13 protein-coding genes and 4 tRNA genes are annotated in these 16,218 nt (G+C 51.0%); all 17 read left to right on the top strand.

Annotation, left to right across the window (positions count from 1 at the left end):
- Window positions 1-197 precede the first annotated feature (197 nt).
- The 17 genes from recJ (at window position 198) to C2M17_RS11105 (ending at window position 16,187) form a co-directional block, all read left to right on the top strand.
- Window positions 198-1,931, top strand: a complete 1,734-nt coding sequence (gene recJ / locus C2M17_RS11185) for a single-stranded-DNA-specific exonuclease RecJ (protein ID WP_233997969.1) — start codon at window positions 198-200, stop codon at window positions 1,929-1,931.
- Between the two features lie 147 nt (window positions 1,932-2,078).
- Window positions 2,079-3,177 (top strand): peptide chain release factor 2 gene (gene prfB, locus C2M17_RS11180; RefSeq protein ID WP_105200826.1). Its coding sequence is split into 2 segments (ribosomal slippage): window positions 2,079-2,153 and window positions 2,155-3,177, totalling 1,098 coding nucleotides; the frame shifts between segments, so codons are not numbered across the junction.
- A 28-nt stretch (window positions 3,178-3,205) separates the two neighbouring features.
- Window positions 3,206-4,741 carry a lysine--tRNA ligase gene (gene lysS / locus C2M17_RS11175; protein WP_105200825.1) on the top strand — a complete coding sequence of 512 codons (1,536 nt, stop codon included), beginning with the start codon at window positions 3,206-3,208 and terminating at the stop codon, window positions 4,739-4,741.
- A 295-nt stretch (window positions 4,742-5,036) separates the two neighbouring features.
- Window positions 5,037-5,225, top strand: coding sequence for a hypothetical protein (locus C2M17_RS11170; protein WP_105200824.1), 189 nt, complete (start codon window positions 5,037-5,039; stop codon window positions 5,223-5,225).
- A 176-nt stretch (window positions 5,226-5,401) separates the two neighbouring features.
- Window positions 5,402-5,494 (top strand) — tRNA-Ser (locus C2M17_RS11165).
- A gap of 37 nt (window positions 5,495-5,531) precedes the next feature.
- A tRNA-Arg gene (locus tag C2M17_RS11160) sits at window positions 5,532-5,608 on the top strand.
- A 47-nt stretch (window positions 5,609-5,655) separates the two neighbouring features.
- Window positions 5,656-5,732, top strand: a tRNA-Arg gene (locus C2M17_RS11155).
- A 43-nt stretch (window positions 5,733-5,775) separates the two neighbouring features.
- Window positions 5,776-5,852 (top strand) — tRNA-Arg (locus C2M17_RS11150).
- Window positions 5,853-6,585: 733 nt separating this feature from the next.
- Window positions 6,586-6,951 carry a hypothetical protein gene (locus C2M17_RS11145; RefSeq protein ID WP_105200823.1) on the top strand — a complete coding sequence of 122 codons (366 nt, stop codon included), beginning with the start codon at window positions 6,586-6,588 and terminating at the stop codon, window positions 6,949-6,951.
- Window positions 6,952-7,077: 126 nt separating this feature from the next.
- Window positions 7,078-7,740: a hypothetical protein gene (locus C2M17_RS11140; protein WP_105200822.1), complete on the top strand. Its 663-nt coding sequence runs from the start codon at window positions 7,078-7,080 to the stop codon at window positions 7,738-7,740.
- A gap of 511 nt (window positions 7,741-8,251) precedes the next feature.
- Window positions 8,252-9,667 (top strand): SH3 domain-containing protein, encoded by a 1,416-nt coding sequence (locus tag C2M17_RS11135; RefSeq protein WP_105200821.1) that lies wholly within the window; start codon window positions 8,252-8,254, stop codon window positions 9,665-9,667.
- Window positions 9,664-10,773 (top strand): dipeptide epimerase, encoded by a 1,110-nt coding sequence (locus C2M17_RS11130; protein ID WP_105200820.1) that lies wholly within the window; start codon window positions 9,664-9,666, stop codon window positions 10,771-10,773. The genes C2M17_RS11135 and C2M17_RS11130 overlap by 4 nt, the downstream gene beginning before the upstream one ends.
- Complete coding sequence (locus C2M17_RS11125; RefSeq protein WP_233997968.1) at window positions 10,770-11,537, top strand: L,D-transpeptidase family protein; 768 nt, start codon at window positions 10,770-10,772, stop codon at window positions 11,535-11,537. The genes C2M17_RS11130 and C2M17_RS11125 overlap by 4 nt, the downstream gene beginning before the upstream one ends.
- Before the next feature lie 18 nt (window positions 11,538-11,555).
- Window positions 11,556-13,214, top strand: coding sequence for a sodium:solute symporter (locus C2M17_RS11120; protein WP_105200868.1), 1,659 nt, complete (start codon window positions 11,556-11,558; stop codon window positions 13,212-13,214).
- Window positions 13,207-14,067 carry a BadF/BadG/BcrA/BcrD ATPase family protein gene (locus tag C2M17_RS11115; RefSeq protein WP_158684012.1) on the top strand — a complete coding sequence of 287 codons (861 nt, stop codon included), beginning with the start codon at window positions 13,207-13,209 and terminating at the stop codon, window positions 14,065-14,067. The genes C2M17_RS11120 and C2M17_RS11115 overlap by 8 nt, the downstream gene beginning before the upstream one ends.
- 13 nt (window positions 14,068-14,080) lie before the next feature.
- Window positions 14,081-15,025: an N-acetylmuramic acid 6-phosphate etherase gene (gene murQ, locus C2M17_RS11110; protein WP_105200817.1), complete on the top strand. Its 945-nt coding sequence runs from the start codon at window positions 14,081-14,083 to the stop codon at window positions 15,023-15,025.
- A complete protein-coding gene (locus C2M17_RS11105; RefSeq protein ID WP_105200816.1) occupies window positions 15,018-16,187 on the top strand; it encodes an exo-beta-N-acetylmuramidase NamZ family protein in 1,170 nt (389 codons plus the stop codon). Before murQ ends, C2M17_RS11105 begins: the two co-directional genes overlap by 8 nt.
- Window positions 16,188-16,218 lie beyond the last annotated feature (31 nt).

Here is a 16,218-nt window from a genome sequence, read left to right as displayed (position 1 = left end):
TGTTTTTTTGTCTTTATAGTAATTCAGTTAAGTATGTGAGCAGATATAGCGCTGGATAAATGATGTGCTAACAAGGCGGAATTTTTCTTATGTAGCTATTTTGCATGGAAATATTCTAACGCAGTGAGCATGATATTTAGCCCGCTAGAATGCTTAGCTAGGTAACAGAATTGCTATTAAAAATATGGAGTCGAGCCTTGCAGGCGCAAACTACCATTACCGCCCGTCAGCGCGTAGATGATTCTCATCTTAGCGCTCAATTACACCCAGTTATTCGTCAACTCTATGCGGCACGGGGAGTCAGCGACCCGGCGCAGATAGATAACAGCGTTACCACCTTGCATGACTTTCGCTTATTTCGCGATATAGACAAAGCCGCAGAGCTGCTGTTTACAAGTCTGCAAAAGCAGGAAAAGGTACTTATTGTCGGCGACTTCGATGCCGATGGCGCCACCAGTACCGCGACCCTGATGCAGGGCTTACAGATGTTTGGCTTTACCCGGCTTGATTACCTGGTGCCCGACCGCTTTAACTTTGGTTATGGTCTGAGTGTTGAGCTGGCGGAGCATATTATTACCCTGGCGCCGGATCTGGTGATCACGGTCGACAGCGGTATTTCCTGCATCAACGGCATAGCCCGGGTCAAAGAAGCGGGTATCAAGGTACTGGTTACCGACCACCACTTGCAGGGTGAGCGCCTCCCCAATGCCGATGCCATAGTGAACCCCAATCGTCACGACTGTCAGTTTCCATCCAAGTCCATTGCCGGCGTGGGTGTCGCCTTTTATCTCTTAATTGCCTTTCGCCATGCCCTGCGTGAAGCGAATTGGTATGAACAACAAGGACAGGCAGAGCCGAATTTAGGTAATTTGTTGGACCTGGTAGCGCTGGGCACGGTCGCTGATGTGGTGGCGCTCGATGCCAATAACCGCACCTTGGTATATCAGGGGTTGGCGCGCATTCGCAGTGGCCGCACTCGCCCGGGTATCGATGCCCTGATTGAAGTGGCCAGACGCAACCGCGCTCGTTTAAGCGCCAGCGATTTTGGCTTTGCCCTGGCGCCGCGTTTGAATGCCGCCGGGCGCTTAGATGATATGAGCCTGGGTATCGCCTGTTTATTGGCGCCTGAGCTCAACCAGGCCCGGCGTATTGCCGGTGAACTCGATGCCCTGAACGCTGAGCGTAAGGAAATCGAGCAGGGTATGCAGCAAGAAGCGCAGGCAGCGCTGAGCAGACTTTCTTTGGGCACGAATCAGGCTCCCGATGCCCTGTGTTTGTATCAACAGGACTGGCACCAAGGGGTGATAGGCATTCTTGCCGGGCGCTTAAAAGAGCAGCACCACAGACCTACCGCCATCTTTGCCGCTGGAGACAATGGTCAGCTTAAGGGCTCATGTCGCTCTATTGACGGCGTGCATATGCGCGATGTGCTGGCCCATATCGATGCCCAGCATCCGGGTTTGATCATCAAGTTTGGCGGTCATGCTATGGCTGCGGGCTTAAGCATAGAAGAAGCCCGCTTTAGCGAGTTCCAGCAGGCTTTTGTTGCCGAGGTGGCCAAAGAGCTTACCGAGGAAGCCAAGGAGTGCGTCTTGCTTACCGATGGTGAATTGCCGGCGGATTGCTTCTCACTCGATTTTGCCGAACTGCTGCGCCAGGCCGGCCCTTTCGGCCAGCATTTTCCCGAACCGGTGTTTGAGCACACCTTTGAGCTCTTGCAACAAAGGATCGTCGGGGAGAAGCACCTGAAGCTGGTGTTGCGCCATCAAAGTGGTCGGGTTGTCGATGCCATTGCCTTTAATATCGATGTGCGTGCCTGGCCCGATACTCAGGTGCGTTATGTACATCTGGCTTATCAGCTCGATATCAATGAGTTTCGTGGTCAGTTCTCGCTGCAATTAATAGTGCGGGAAATGCAAAAACGCGGCTGATCACACGGCCCTAACCAGGGCCAATAAAATTGTACTAATTCGTATAAAAGCGCTAATAAATTCGACAATTATTTGTTAAAATCGAGCGCTTTTATCGACGCGCCAATTTTAAGCGGGCGTGAGTCTATTTTTTGCGGAGTAACATGCATGTTTGAAGTGAATCCTGTGATTAACCAAATCAAGGAAATTCGCGAACGTACTGAGCTTCTTCGGGGGTATCTTTGACTATGCTCACAAGAAAGAGCGTTTAGAAGAAGTTAATGCCGAACTTGAAGATCCAGCGGTGTGGAATGAGCCAGAGCGCGCTCAGGGCCTAGGTAAAGAAAAATCGAGCCTGGAAGCCATTGTTGAGACCATAGAGAAACTCGAAACTGGTACCGACGATGTTGAAGGTCTTGTTGAGCTGGCGGTTGAAGCCGAAGACGAGGAAACCTTTGCCGAGGCGCAAAGCGAGCTTGAAGACCTCAACGCCCACCTGGAACAGCTTGAATTCCGCCGCATGTTTAGCGGTGACCAGGACAGCAATGATGCGTATCTGGATCTGCAGGCAGGCTCAGGCGGCACCGAGGCGCAAGACTGGTGCAACATGTTGCTGCGTATGTACTTACGCTGGGCCGAAGCGAAAGGCTTTAAGGCCGAGATAGTGGAAGCAACCGACGGTGATGTGGCCGGTATCAAGGGCGCCACGGTGAAGATCAGTGGTGAATATGCCTATGGCTGGCTGCGCACAGAGACAGGCGTACACCGTTTAGTGCGTAAGAGTCCGTTCGATTCGGGTGGTCGTCGTCATACTTCGTTTGCCTCGGCATTCGTTTATCCCGAGATCGATGACAACATTGAAATCGATATTAACCCGGCCGATTTGCGTATCGATGTATACCGTGCATCGGGAGCCGGTGGTCAGCACGTTAACCGTACCGAATCTGCGGTACGTATTACTCACTTGCCGACCAATACCGTGGTGCAGTGTCAGAATGACCGCTCGCAGCACAAAAACAAAGACCAGGCGATGAAACAGCTTAAAGCCAAGCTGTTTGAGCTTGAGTTGCAAAAGCAAAATGCCGAGAAGCAAGCGCAGGAAGATGCCAAATCAGACATTGGCTGGGGCTCACAGATTCGCTCTTATGTCCTTGATGATTCGCGTATTAAAGACCTGCGCACCGGAGTTGAGAACCGTAATACCCAAGCCGTATTAGACGGTGATCTCGACAAGTTTATTGAAGCAAGCCTGAAATCAGGGCTGTAATTTAACGCCAAATTAATAGAGCTAGAAAATGACAGATCAAATCCAAGACGAAAACAAATTAATTGCAGAGCGTCGCGCCAAGCTCGACGCTATTCGCGAAAATTGTAGTGCAAACGGCCACCCGAATACTTTCCGCCGAAAACACTACACAGCTGATCTTCAAGCAGAATTTGGTGATAAATCGAAAGAAGAACTGGTAGAGCTAGACCATCAAGTTGCCGTTGCCGGTCGTCTTCTTGCCAAGCGTGGTCCTTTCCTTGTTCTTCAGGATATGAAAGGCCGCATTCAGGCATATGCTTCAAAAGACGTACAAAAAGATCTGAAAGAAAAATACGGTCAGCTTGATATCGGCGACATCATTGGCGTGTCTGGTCCATTGCATAAATCGGGTAAAGGCGACCTTTACGTTGATATGCAGGAGTATGAACTACTGACCAAGTCACTGCGTCCATTGCCAGAGAAGTTCCACGGCCTGTCGGATCAGGAAACCAAATACCGTCAGCGTTATGTGGATCTGATCACCAACATGGATACTCGTGAGACCTTCCGTATTCGCTCTAAGGTAATTGAAGGTATTCGTCGTTTCCTTGCCGATCGTGACTTTATGGAAGTGGAAACGCCTATGCTTCAGGTTATTCCTGGCGGTGCATCGGCACGTCCATTCGTAACCCACCATAATGCCCTGGATATCGATATGTACCTGCGTATCGCCCCTGAGCTTTACTTGAAGCGTCTAGTGGTAGGCGGTTTTGACCGTGTATTCGAGATCAACCGTAACTTCCGTAACGAAGGTCTGTCAACGCGCCACAACCCAGAATTCACCATGATTGAATTCTACCAAGCGTACGCGGATTACAATGACCTGATGAACATCACAGAAGACATGCTACGTACAGTGGCACAAGATGTGTTGGGCACAACAACGATTGTAAACACCACGAAGAATGCCGATGGCGAAGTGGTTGATAGCGTAGAATACGATTTCGGTCAGCCGTTCACGCGCCTGAGCATGGCCGATGCCATCATGAAGTACAACCCTGAGTTCGATGCGGCGGTATTTGCCGACCCTGAGAACCACATGGAACAGCTGATTGCGTACGCTAAGCAAGTACACGTGAAGATCCCTGAAAACTGCGTATGGGGTGCGGGCAAGTACATGTGTGAAATCTTCGAAGAGACGGCTGAGCACATGCTTATTCAACCTACCTTCATCACAGAATACCCGTGGGAAGTATCACCACTGGCCCGTCGCAACGACGACAACCCATTCGTGACTGACCGTTTCGAGTTCTTCGTCGGTGGTCGTGAACTTGCCAATGGTTTCTCTGAGTTGAACGATGCCGAAGATCAGGCTGCACGTTTTGCCCGTCAGGTAGAAGAAAAAGATGCCGGTGATGATGAAGCCATGCACTTCGATGAAGACTATATCCGCGCCCTTGAATTCGGTTTACCACCGACGGCGGGTGAGGGTATTGGTATCGACCGTCTAGTGATGCTATTCACCGACTCACCAACGATTAAAGACGTGATCTTGTTCCCGCATATGCGCCCAGAGCAAGACTAATTAATAACGTCTAACCCTTAAAAACGCGGCTAAGGCCGCGTTTTTGGATCTTACTTGTGCGATATATCGCAAAAACCAACTTGTTAAGGCCTAAAAACACTGTCATAGACTATCAAAATGGTTTTATCTATTTGATTTTCAATAGCTTTATTTTTATCTTGGTAAAAACAAGCTTTTATTCCTACTGTGCGCCTAAAGTAAATGCACTACAATTTTCTGCTAGTACCTAGAGCCCTTTAGCGCTGTAAGAGAAGTCGGTCAAAAAGTGCGTAATAACGACAATAGGAATAATGTAATGGATTACGAAGAGTTTTTGCCCCAAATACCCAAGGACGACAAGCGCGCCGCTTACTATCGCGCCTGCATTATCGAGTTTGAACGTCAGGGTTACTGCGATCAGATTTTACGCGAGCTGGACAACGACTTGGACGACAAGGCAAAAACACAGGGCATTCCTTTATTGGTACTGGGTAACGGCGCTTAATCTTCCAAGCCTGTTTGGGGCGGGCAAAAGAATAAAAGTAGCGAGATAATGGCCCATTAAGGCCATTTTTTATGCCATAAATAGCCAGCTGCGCAATCTCTGAGCAGATAGGCTGATTTTCATAGAAAAGTGTTTGACATATTTGCTCAAGCCTTTATTATACGCCCCACAAAGACGGAGAGGTGGCCGAGTGGCTGAAGGCGCGCCCCTGCTAAGGGTGTATAGGGTTTGTAGCCCTATCGAGGGTTCGAATCCCTCCTTCTCCGCCATTTATTTTTAAATGGTGTTGTTTTTGTATTTAGATATGGACGCATAGCTCAGCTGGATAGAGTACCTGGCTACGAACCAGGCGGTCGGAGGTTCGAATCCTCCTGCGTCCGCCATCTTTCTTCAAGATGGTCTATTATCTAAAGTCACTTTTTTATGAAACGGACGCATAGCTCAGCTGGATAGAGTACCTGGCTACGAACCAGGCGGTCGGAGGTTCGAATCCTCCTGCGTCCGCCATAATTAAAGTGACAAATTAGAACCTAAGGTTCAAGAACATAACGGACGCATAGCTCAGCTGGATAGAGTACCTGGCTACGAACCAGGCGGTCGGAGGTTCGAATCCTCCTGCGTCCGCCACTTCTTTCTCTTCATTAGAGGGAAGTGAGAAGAAACCAACGAAAGTTGGTTTTTTTATGCCTAAATTTCAGTGAACGCATGCGGCTGCGAACCTCCGAGGTTCGTTGATTTCCAATCTAGGCCACACTTCTCTTATCTCAAAGCTTCCCGCAGCCTCGTTGTTTGTGTAGATCAGACTTCAGTCTGACAACTCGCAATCTTTTGTTGTAATTCAGGTTTTTATATTTGGTTGGTACCTGTTTTCAATTTGAGATCTTGTCGCGTTGGCGACGGCAACCAAAGGGCGGTTTGCGCCAACCGCCCCTTGGAACCCCAAGGCGCCCGTGATTCGCTAATGCTTACGAACTCAGCGTTTTGTTAAACGCTGCGCTTAGCTTTCGACACGGTTTAACGAGGCGTCCTGCCTCGGTAAACCTAACTGCGCATCCATGCTCCGTTGTCTCAAGTGCGCTCCGCAACAAAAGCCGATTTCTCCAGCGCGAATCTAAACGGGGAAATTGATACCTGTTAGTTTGGGTGTGTTCGATAGACTGCTGGTACTAAACGTATATAGTGAGCCAAGTAAGGCTCGAATAAGTGAAAACACGCTTTTTCTTAATTGCTCGCAAGAAAAACACCTGATAACTTATTGCTATTATTAAATAAAAATCTATCAGTACGAAGAAAGAAGGTTAAGGATAACTTCCTGAACCGGGAATTCGAACTTATACACTTATGTTTAATGGAGAGAAAGGTGTTTAATAGGGAAATTTTGCAAGAAATCCACGAAACATTTTTATTTTGGTATGAATCAGGTCAAGAGTTTGAGATGACGCAATACAGTAAAGAAAACTGTAACAGAGGTGAGTCAATCTTTCTTAATTTGATAAATACACTTGAGAAATTAGGCATAAACGGTGAGGAAGAAATAAAAATATTAGCTTTCAAAACTTCCGTTGAAGCAATGAATAACTTAAACAAGTTAATCCCTGGTTTTATTGAAACAGGTGAAAGAGAATCTTTGTGTCATTTATATGATGAAGTGGCTAAATTAGCAGGTTTAGATCCAAGTAAGTTTGGCTCAGGTGATGGCATAGCATCAGAATGGCGTGAATGGTAATTGCACTTAACGAGCAGTTACAGGGTGGGACTTTTAACCGTTGGCCTTATTCTCACTGATTTCGTTATTTTAGCCAAAAATTAAAAGTAAAAGCCCCATGATGAGGCGTTAGATACAAGGAAGAGTATGAAAGTAGAGAGAGAGTATTCAAAAGGTAGAATTTGCTTATTTATTGAAGAGTGCACTTCATTAGAGATATTGTCCGAACATCAGGACATTGAAGCATTATTTGTACGCCATTTTCCTAAAGCTGAAGGGTTAGATTTAGGCCCTGTAGTTAATTGCAAATCCTTATCAGAAATATCGCTTTCAACTTTGCCAGGCTGGGATGGATCAGGGAAAACTCTAAAGATTAAAAGTTTTGCTCCTTTATTGAATTTGAAAAACCTGAAAACACTAAGAGTGTTAGATGTGACTCCTCTAGAAGACGGTATTGAGCCTTTAAAGGAAATAAAGAGCTTAAATGAGATAAGCTTGGCTAGAAAGTTTTATCAGTTAGAAGACTATGCAGCGATCAAAAATGCCCTCCCTTATATACAAGGCTTAGAGCCCATAACGCAAATGAACTTTAAATCTATGTGTAGCAAGTGTAGTAACTACCCAGAATTACACTTAGAGGGAACCAAGCCAAGAGCAAGGTCATATGTTTGCCCTAAATGTAACATCAAGGCTATTAATAGGCATTTAGAACGCTGGGCAATGGCCAAAGGCTCGCCTTCATATGAAGAGTTCATCGATGCTACGCCAGAAGAGCTTCATAAACAATTTGGTAAACCAGAATATGCCTAAAAACCAGTAACGGACTGGCAAACTTCCCTATTCGCTCTTAACGGAATAACAGCTTTCGACCACCTTGATTTAGAACTGTGATGCATCAGCCTTGGCCCCGTGCATTTGCGCTGAGCTGGGCGGGGTTGGTAGCACAACTTGACCTTGGACGGTCAAGTTAGGCGAATCGAGGCAGGGATAGCCGAGTTTCGCCCGGTGCGTTGGCAACACCGGCAGGCGAAGCATTAAGCAAATGCTGGGGTACGGGGGGATTTAAAAGGGGGAATCGTATCATTCCCCCTTTTAGTGTCGTCGCCACCGCGACAAGATCTAACCTTAAGCACAATCATCGCTTCAGAAACTCAACTTCCAAACGCAATAAAAACATACCGCGCTTTAAGCGCTCCATGTTTTTAATAAAATATTCCTAACAAATATTTCCTTTGAAATATTTGTTTCCCCTGCGACTATACAGTAATCTCATGTATTAAAACCTGCGACTTAACGCCGAAGGCGAAGGGGAGAGATAACAATGAACAACAAAGCCCAATCTATTCTCAGTGCTGCCATTGCGGCGGCCTTGCTGCTGTCCAGTCAGGGTCTGGCTTACGCTCAGCAAACGGCGCCCTTTGTCAGTGATGTGCCCTTGGTTCAGCCGGCCATGCTCTCTCCCGCTTTTTGGTTAAAACAGCAGGCGGATAACGCGCCGCTGATGAGCGAGCGGCAAATTCAGGCCTTTAACCGCAAGCTGATTGCCAATAATCCCTATGTTACAGATCCGCTCACCTATGCGGATGAGCTCTCCCGTGACGAGCTGAGCCAACACCTGGAAAAAGCCAGTTCAACACCTTCCAGCCCAAGGTTTTATACCGATGGCCGCCAGCTGACGGACGAGGACTTTGCGCGCTATCACGGTAACACCAATAAGACCCAGGTGCAGGACAAGAATCAGGTGCGCTTTGGCATGGTGGTTGAGCGCACGTCGTTACGCACCTTTCCCACCGATGATCGCGTGCTAAACGCGGAAATGGATGCGGATTTGGATCGCTTCCAGGAAAGTGGCGCCTTCCCGGGTGAGGCGGTGGCGGTGCTGCATGAAAGCGCGGATGGGCTCTGGTATCTGGTGGCCACCTACAACTACACCGCCTGGGTGAAAAAGTCGGCCATCGCCGTGGGGGATAAAGACACCATTGTTGATTATATGCGGGCCAAGGATTTCATCATTGTCAGCGGTGATAAGGTGGACACCAGCTTTGTGCCTAATAAACCACGGGTTTCCGAGGTGCAACTGGATATGGGGGTGCGCCTGGCGCTGATGCCACAAGAGCAAATTGAGCACCTCACTCACGGCCAAAACAGCTTTGCCAGCTATATCGTCAAGCTGCCGGTGCGCAATGAGGATGGCTCTTTGGCCTTTGAAAAGGCGTTATTGCCGCGCTCCAGCGATGTGAGTCTGGGTTATTTGCCGCTTACCCGGCATAACCTCATTGCTCAGGGGTTTAAGTTTTTAGGCGAGCGTTATGGCTGGGGGCACGACTACAACGCCCGGGATTGCACTGGTTTTGTCGGCGAGATTTATAAAACCTTTGGCGTGATGATGCCGCGTAATTCTTCATGGCAGGGCAAGGGAGAGTACGGTTATAACTGGCGCTTTGATGACGATGCCACGCTGGAGCAAAAGCAGCAGGTGCTGGCACAGATGCAGGTCGGCGACCTTATCTATATTCCCGGCCATGTGATGATGTATATCGGCGATTATCAAGGCCAGCCCTATGTGATCCATGATGTAAAAGGGCTTGGCTACTTAAAAAGCGATGGCGGTTTTTATGATGGCGAGCTCAATGGCGTGTCCGTGACGCCTTTGTTACCCCTGTATTTAAATGCCGACACTTCCTATTTAGATAAAACCTATGCCATTAAGCGTATCGCTCCGGGCGGTGCACTATGATCATTAAGTCGGTACGCTTTGCTCGTTTGTCGGTGCCCTTGCACACCCCGTTTAAAACGGCGCTGCGCACGGTTTCCAGCATAGAAGACCTGGTGGTCATAATCGACACCCAGTGTGGCAAAAGGGGTTATGGCAGCGCACCGAGCACGCCGGTGATCACCGGCGACACCCACCAATCCATAATAAGCATTATCAACACAGTCCTTGCGCCTCAGCTTATCAATCAGGATGTGCGCAATATCAATGCCCTGTGCGATCGTTTGGCCGCTGCCGTAGTGGCCAACTCCAGTGCCAAAGCGGCGCTGGAAATTGCCTTGTATGATCTGTGGGCGCAAGGTTTGGGCGTGCCCTTGTATCGCGCCTTGGGCGGTGATCAAGGCGAGCTTAAAACCGATGTCACCATCAGCGTAGATGCCATAGATAAAATGCTGAGCGATTGTGATATCGCCTTGGCTAAAGGCTTTGATGTGCTGAAAATCAAAATAGGCAATGACCTTGAGCAGGATATTCAACGGGTGCGCGCTATCGCCCGGCATGTGGGCAACAAGGCGGCGCTGCGCCTGGATGTGAATCAGGGCTGGGATGCCAAGCAAGCGGTGCGCGCACTGCGGGCTATAGAAAGCGAAGGCATAGTCCTGGAGCTGGTGGAGCAGCCGGTAAAAGCCAATGACGTTGACGGCCTTGAGTATATTAGTGCGCGGGTCCAGTCTAAGATCATGGCCGATGAAAGTGCCTTCTCACCCAGGCAGGTGATCACCCTGCTGGAGCGTGGCGCCGTGGACATTATCAATATTAAGCTGATGAAAAGCGGCGGTATCAGTCGTGCCTTGCGGATTGCCGATATCGCCGCCACCTATGAGCGCCCTTGTATGATCGGTTGTATGCTGGAAGGCAGTATTGCCGTTGCCGCGGCGGCACATCTGGCGGCGGCCAAGGCCAAGCAAATCGGCCTGATAGATTTAGACGGTCCAGCTCTTGGCCAGTACGACCCAGTGCAAGGCGGAACCCGCTTTTGCGGGCCCGCTATCACCCTAAATACTGGTCCTGGCCTGGGAATTACCGGCATCGAGGGTCTTATCCAACTACCCAATGGAGTATGGCAATGAATAACACACTAACCAGTCTGATCATGCTGATCGCCAGTGCCTGTAGCGGCCCGGCCTGGGCCAAGGCTGAGCCCGAGCCCATTAAAGATGACAACCGCCAACTGGCGGTGGTGGTGACCGACTCCTGGACGGATATCCAAGGTGAAATGACCTTGTTTGAGCGCGGCGATGATAACCAGTGGCACGCCATAGGGGAGCCTGGCGCCGTGGTGATTGGTCGCACCGGCCTGGCCTGGGGCATTGGCTTACATGAGCTCCAGCAAGGTCAGCAGAAGGTTGAGGGAGATGGCAAGGCGCCCGCCGGAGTATTTCGTTTGGGGAATGCCTTTGGTTATATGGATGCGCTTACCACCGGCCTGGATTATCACCCCATGGACGCGGGGGATTACTGCATCGATGTGAACGGCTCGCCCTATTACAACCAGTTGGTGAATACCAAGGTGGTGGGTGAAAAGGCGGTAGAAGGCTCATCCGAGGCCATGCGCCGCGATATTCACAGCCAGGACGATTTATACAAAAAGGGTATTATCGTTGCCCATAACCCGGAGAATATCAGCGGTGCCGGCAGCTGTATTTTTATGCATTTATGGCGCGCCGCGGATAAGCCTACGGCGGGGTGTACGGCCATGGCCGAGGCGGATATGGATGCCCTGTTGCGCTGGCTGGATAAAGACAAACAACCCCTGATGGTGATATTGCCGCGCATGGAATATGCGCTAAAGCAAACACTCTGGCGCTTGCCGCCCTTAGGGCCACAAAAATAATAACAAGGCGGGTTGATGATAAACGCACATTATGAAGCGCTCGACTGGCTGGTATTCGGCGCCTATGCCTTGCTCATCGCGCTTACGGCCTGGTGGTTTAACCGCAAAAAGGCTAACACCTCGGCGGAGTATTTTCTCGGTGGTAATGCCATGCCGACCTGGATGGTGGCGGTGTCTGTGCTGGCCACCTCGCAATCGGCGGCCACCTTTATCGGTGGCCCGGATCAAGGCTATCAAGGAGATTTGTCCTATTTGGCCACCAATATAGGCGCCTTTATTGCGGCCCTGGTGGTGGCTCAGGTGCTTATTCCACGCTTTTATCAATATCGTGTTTATACCGTTTATGAGCTGCTGGAGCAGCAGGTGGGCCCCAAGGCCAAGCGCCGCGCCGGCCTGATGTATTTGTTCGGGCGGGTGTTTGCCAGCGGTGCGCGCCTGTATATGGCCGCCATTGCCGTGGCCATGATCCTCTATGGCAATATCGCCGCCAGCAGCGTCATTATGGCCACCCTGGTGCTGGTGATCATAGGTCTTGCCTACAGTATTTTTGGCGGTATTCGCACCGTCATCTATTCCGATGTGATCCAGTGCTTGGTGTACACCAGTGCCGCCGTGTGCGTGATTGTCAGTTTATGGCTGGCGATCCCCGCCGATTTCTCAACCATTATCGAGGCGTTGCAAAACCCGGGGCCGGAGCAGGGCTCCAAGCTGGCCTTGTTTAAGTTTGACCTAGATTTTTCCGCTGCCGGGGTGTTTAACATGGCGTCGGTACTGACCGGCTTTGTGCTCTTAAACATTGCCGCCTTCGGTCTGGATCAGGACATGACGCAGCGGGTGTTGACCTGTAAAGACGCGCGCTCCGGCAGTCGCGCCATTATGCTGTCCATCGCCATGGTGATCCCTGTGATGTTCTTGTTTATCGTCATTGGCCTGCTGTTGTTTGTGTTTTATCAGCGCCCCGACATCATGCTGGGGGCCACCGAACGGGCTGTCCATGGAGCCAATGTCGGGCAATTCCAGGGTGAGAAGATCACCGTCTTTATGCACTATGTTCTTAATGAAATTCCCGCCGGAGTAAAGGGCCTGGTGACCATAGGCATTATCGCCGCCGCCATTTCCACCCTGAACTCAGGGCTCAGCTCCATGGCCTCCGTGGTGGTGCAGGATATCTACCGGCCTTGGCATGAAAAGCGTCAGCGCCAGCAGGGCGACGCACAAAAAGAAGATCATCATTATGTGCTGGTGGGGCGCTTTGCCATGTTGGGAGTGTCACTGGCGCTCGGCTCCATGGCCGTTCTTTGTTACTTCTGGCAGCAATATTCGCAAATGCCGCTGCTGAAATTTGCCCTGAGTGTCATGGTGTTTTCTTACTCCGGCCTGTTGGGCGTGTACTTCACTTGTCTTTTCCTCGGACGCGGCAGCGAAGCGTCCGTGCTCGCAGCCCTGATAGTCGGCTTTGTGGGCACCTTGTTGATGCAACCCTATGTGCAAGAGATGCTGTTGCCGAGCCAGTGGCGGTTTAATCTAGGTTTTACCTGGCAGCTGTGTATCGGCACCGCGTTAGCCACCCTGGTCTGTGCCTTTGGTCGCAAGCCCGAAGCGGCAGGCCAGGCAGTGAGCGCGGCGACTAGTCAATCAAGCAATAATCCCATCAATCATGAGGTGCGTCATGGCTAACTGGGTACTGGCCATAGATGGTGGCGGCACAAAAACGGCATTACGCCTGTATGACTCGGATGGTCAGGTGGTGCAAGAGCATAGAGGGCCGGGCTCGTCACTGGGTCATGACTTGCTATTGGGCTGTGATACCTTGTGTACTCAGGTGGCAAGCATACTTCACGATGCGGCCATATTGCCGAGTCAGGTCAATTGCGTTGCCGGTGTTGCCGGCGCCGGGAATCCGTATAATCAAGCGCAATTGCGCAGCCGCTTACAGGCATTTTGCTTTGCCGAGGTAAAGGTGGTCAGCGACGCTATTACCTCCGCCTATGGCGCCAATTTGGGCGCCCCGGTGGCTTGTGTTGCCCTTGGCACCGGGAGTGTCGGCACCCGTTTACTGGCAGATGGCAGCACGCACTTAGTCGGAGGCTGGGGCTTTACCCTGGGCGATGAAGGCAGCGGTGCCCGTTTGGGAGCCATGTTGGTGCAGGCCCTGATGCAGGCGTTTGACAAACAACAAGCGCTTACCCCCTTGCTCGAGGTGCTGGCGCAAAGAGTCGGTCACAGCCGCGAGGCGCTGAGTCAGTGGCTAAGCGATGCTAAGGTAGGGGACTATGCAGGCCTGAGTGAGTTGGTGTGGCCTTATCAAGGGCGTTGCGATATGGCCGCAGAAATACTGCAACGTCATGCCCGGGCGGTTGAGCAACTTATCCGCGCTACCCGCGGAGAATATGATTTGCCTGTGGTATTGTTGGGCGGTTTAGCCGACAATACGACCCCATTATTGGCACCCTGGTGTCAGGCCCTGGTGCAGCGCGCGCGGGGTTCGGCTCTGGATGGCGCCTATTTGCTGGCATTAAAGAATTTATAACTGGATCAAGTACATGAGTTTACCAAGTGACCATAGCTCTGAGTTATTGCGAGAGTTAAATACCATAGTTTCTGAGGGACAGAACCCGCAAACCCTGGATATTGACCTCTTACCCAGCGAGGCCATTCTTCGTAAACTGAATGATGAAGATCAAAAGGTTGCCCCTGCGATCAGGGAAATTATCCCGGCTATCGCCAAGGCGGTCGACGCCATAGTTGATGCCTTTGCTAAGGGCGGCCGCCTTATCTATATCGGCGCCGGAACCAGTGGTCGTTTAGGGGTGCTTGATGCCGCCGAATGTCCCCCCACCTTTAGTGTTGAACCCGGTCAGGTGGTGGGCATTATCGCCGGTGGCGAGCGGGCGATTCAAAAGGCGGTGGAAGGAGCAGAAGACAATGCGGCCATGGCAATTGAAGACTTACAAAACCATCAGCTAAAAAGTGACGATGTGCTGGTGGGCATTGCAGCCAGTGGTCGCACGCCTTATGTGGTATCGGCGCTCAATTATGCCCGTGAACAGGGCTGTGTTACCGTCGGCATCAGTTGCTCGCCAAATTCCGCTGTGCTTAATGCCGCAGATATCCAGCTGGCCGCCGTGGTCGGCCCAGAAGCGCTGACCGGCTCAACGCGCATGAAATCGGGCACGGCGCAGAAGCTGGTGCTTAATATGCTCAGCACCGCCAGTATGATCCGCTCCGGCAAGGTCTATCGCAACCTGATGGTGGATGTGAATGCCAGTAACGATAAGCTCAAGGCCCGTGCCGTGCGTATCGTAATGCAGGCCACCGAATGCTCTGAGCAGGAGGCGGTCGAGGCGCTGGCACAGAGTGAGCAAAGTGCCAAGCTAGCGATTTTAATGCTGCTGACCGGCAAAACCGCGAGTGAGGGCAAGGCCTTGCTGGATAACAACAAGGGTTTTTTACGCTCGGCGGTGCAAGAGGTTGAAGGCGATGCTTAAGCGCCTGTTGGCAGCCTTTGCCCTATTGATTTTACTTAGCAGTGCCAGTGCTCAGGCCGACCAGCAAGATATCCAGGTTGGCGCCAGTCGCTTTGAGCACTACCTGCCTTTACTCAAGGGGAAGCGGGTTGGCCTGGTGGTTAACCAAACTTCTACCTTGGGCGACACCCACCTGGTGGATGCCTTGCTGGCCAAGCAGGTTAAGATCACCACTATTTTTGCTCCAGAGCACGGCTTCCGCGGTGATCAGGATGCCGGCGCTCATATAGATTCGGGCATAGATCCCAAAACCGGCCTGCCCATAGTTTCTATTTATGGTAAGAACAAGCAGCCCAGCGCAGAGGCGATGAGCCAGGTGGATGTGGTGCTGTTCGATATTCAAGACGTGGGTGTGCGCTTTTATACTTATATCAGCTCCATGCACTATATGATGCAGGCTAGCGCCGCGGCCAAGGCCGAGTTTATCGTGCTCGACAGACCGAACCCCAATATCGCCTATATCGACGGGCCGATACTGGAGCCGGAGTTTCGCTCCTTTGTTGGCATGCACCCGATACCCGTTTTGCATGGCATGACGGTGGGTGAGCTGGCGCAAATGATAGTGGGTGAAAACTGGCTGGAGAAGGGAGTGAATCCCGAGCTCAAAGTGATCCCCGTGGCGAATTACGCTCGTGATAGGGGTTATTCTTTGCCGATAAAACCCAGCCCCAACCTGCCCAACGATCAGGCCATAGGTTTATATCCGTCGCTGTGTTTCTTTGAGGCGACGCCGGTCAGCATCGGCCGCGGTACGGATTTCCCGTTTCAGGTGTTAGGCCATGATAAGGTGGTTCTAGGCGAATTTACTTTTTCCCCACGTTCCATTGTTGGTGCTGCCAGCTCCCCTAAACTGGAGGGTCTGGAGGCCAAGGGCTTAGATCTACGCCAAAGCCAGGTCAGGGGCCTGGATTTGGGTTGGCTGATTGCCGCCCATAAGGGTTTTGCGGAGCAGGGCGAGGTGTTCTTTAGTAGTGCCGGGTTTATGGATAAGCTTGCCGGTACGGATGCCCTGCGCTTAGCAATTGAGTCTGGTCAAAGCGAGGCCGAGATAAGAAGGAGCTGGCAAGCAGGCCTGGATGCCTTTAAAGCGGCGCGGAAAAAATACCTGCTGTATCCGGAGTGAGTAGTTGGAGATAACAAAAAAGGCCCTGTTG

Source organism: Pseudoalteromonas sp. T1lg10 (assembly GCF_002964545.1).
In the GTDB taxonomy this organism is placed as follows: domain Bacteria; phylum Pseudomonadota; class Gammaproteobacteria; order Enterobacterales; family Alteromonadaceae; genus Pseudoalteromonas.
This window is presented reverse-complemented; position numbering and strand designations above follow the sequence as displayed.

Excerpts from the sequence above, each read along its gene's own strand:
- lysS (WP_105200825.1), top strand. The coding sequence starts at position 3,206 with ATGACAGATCAAATCCAAGACGAAAACAAATTAATTGCAGAGCGTCGC.
- C2M17_RS11170 (WP_105200824.1), top strand. The coding sequence starts at position 5,037 with ATGGATTACGAAGAGTTTTTGCCCCAAATACCCAAGGACGACAAGCGC.
- C2M17_RS11140 (WP_105200822.1), top strand. The coding sequence starts at position 7,078 with ATGAAAGTAGAGAGAGAGTATTCAAAAGGTAGAATTTGCTTATTTATT.
- C2M17_RS11135 (WP_105200821.1), top strand. The coding sequence starts at position 8,252 with ATGAACAACAAAGCCCAATCTATTCTCAGTGCTGCCATTGCGGCGGCC.
- C2M17_RS11130 (WP_105200820.1), top strand. The coding sequence starts at position 9,664 with ATGATCATTAAGTCGGTACGCTTTGCTCGTTTGTCGGTGCCCTTGCAC.
- C2M17_RS11125 (WP_233997968.1), top strand. The coding sequence starts at position 10,770 with ATGAATAACACACTAACCAGTCTGATCATGCTGATCGCCAGTGCCTGT.
- C2M17_RS11115 (WP_158684012.1), top strand. The coding sequence starts at position 13,207 with ATGGCTAACTGGGTACTGGCCATAGATGGTGGCGGCACAAAAACGGCA.
- murQ (WP_105200817.1), top strand. The coding sequence starts at position 14,081 with ATGAGTTTACCAAGTGACCATAGCTCTGAGTTATTGCGAGAGTTAAAT.
- C2M17_RS11105 (WP_105200816.1), top strand. The coding sequence starts at position 15,018 with ATGCTTAAGCGCCTGTTGGCAGCCTTTGCCCTATTGATTTTACTTAGC.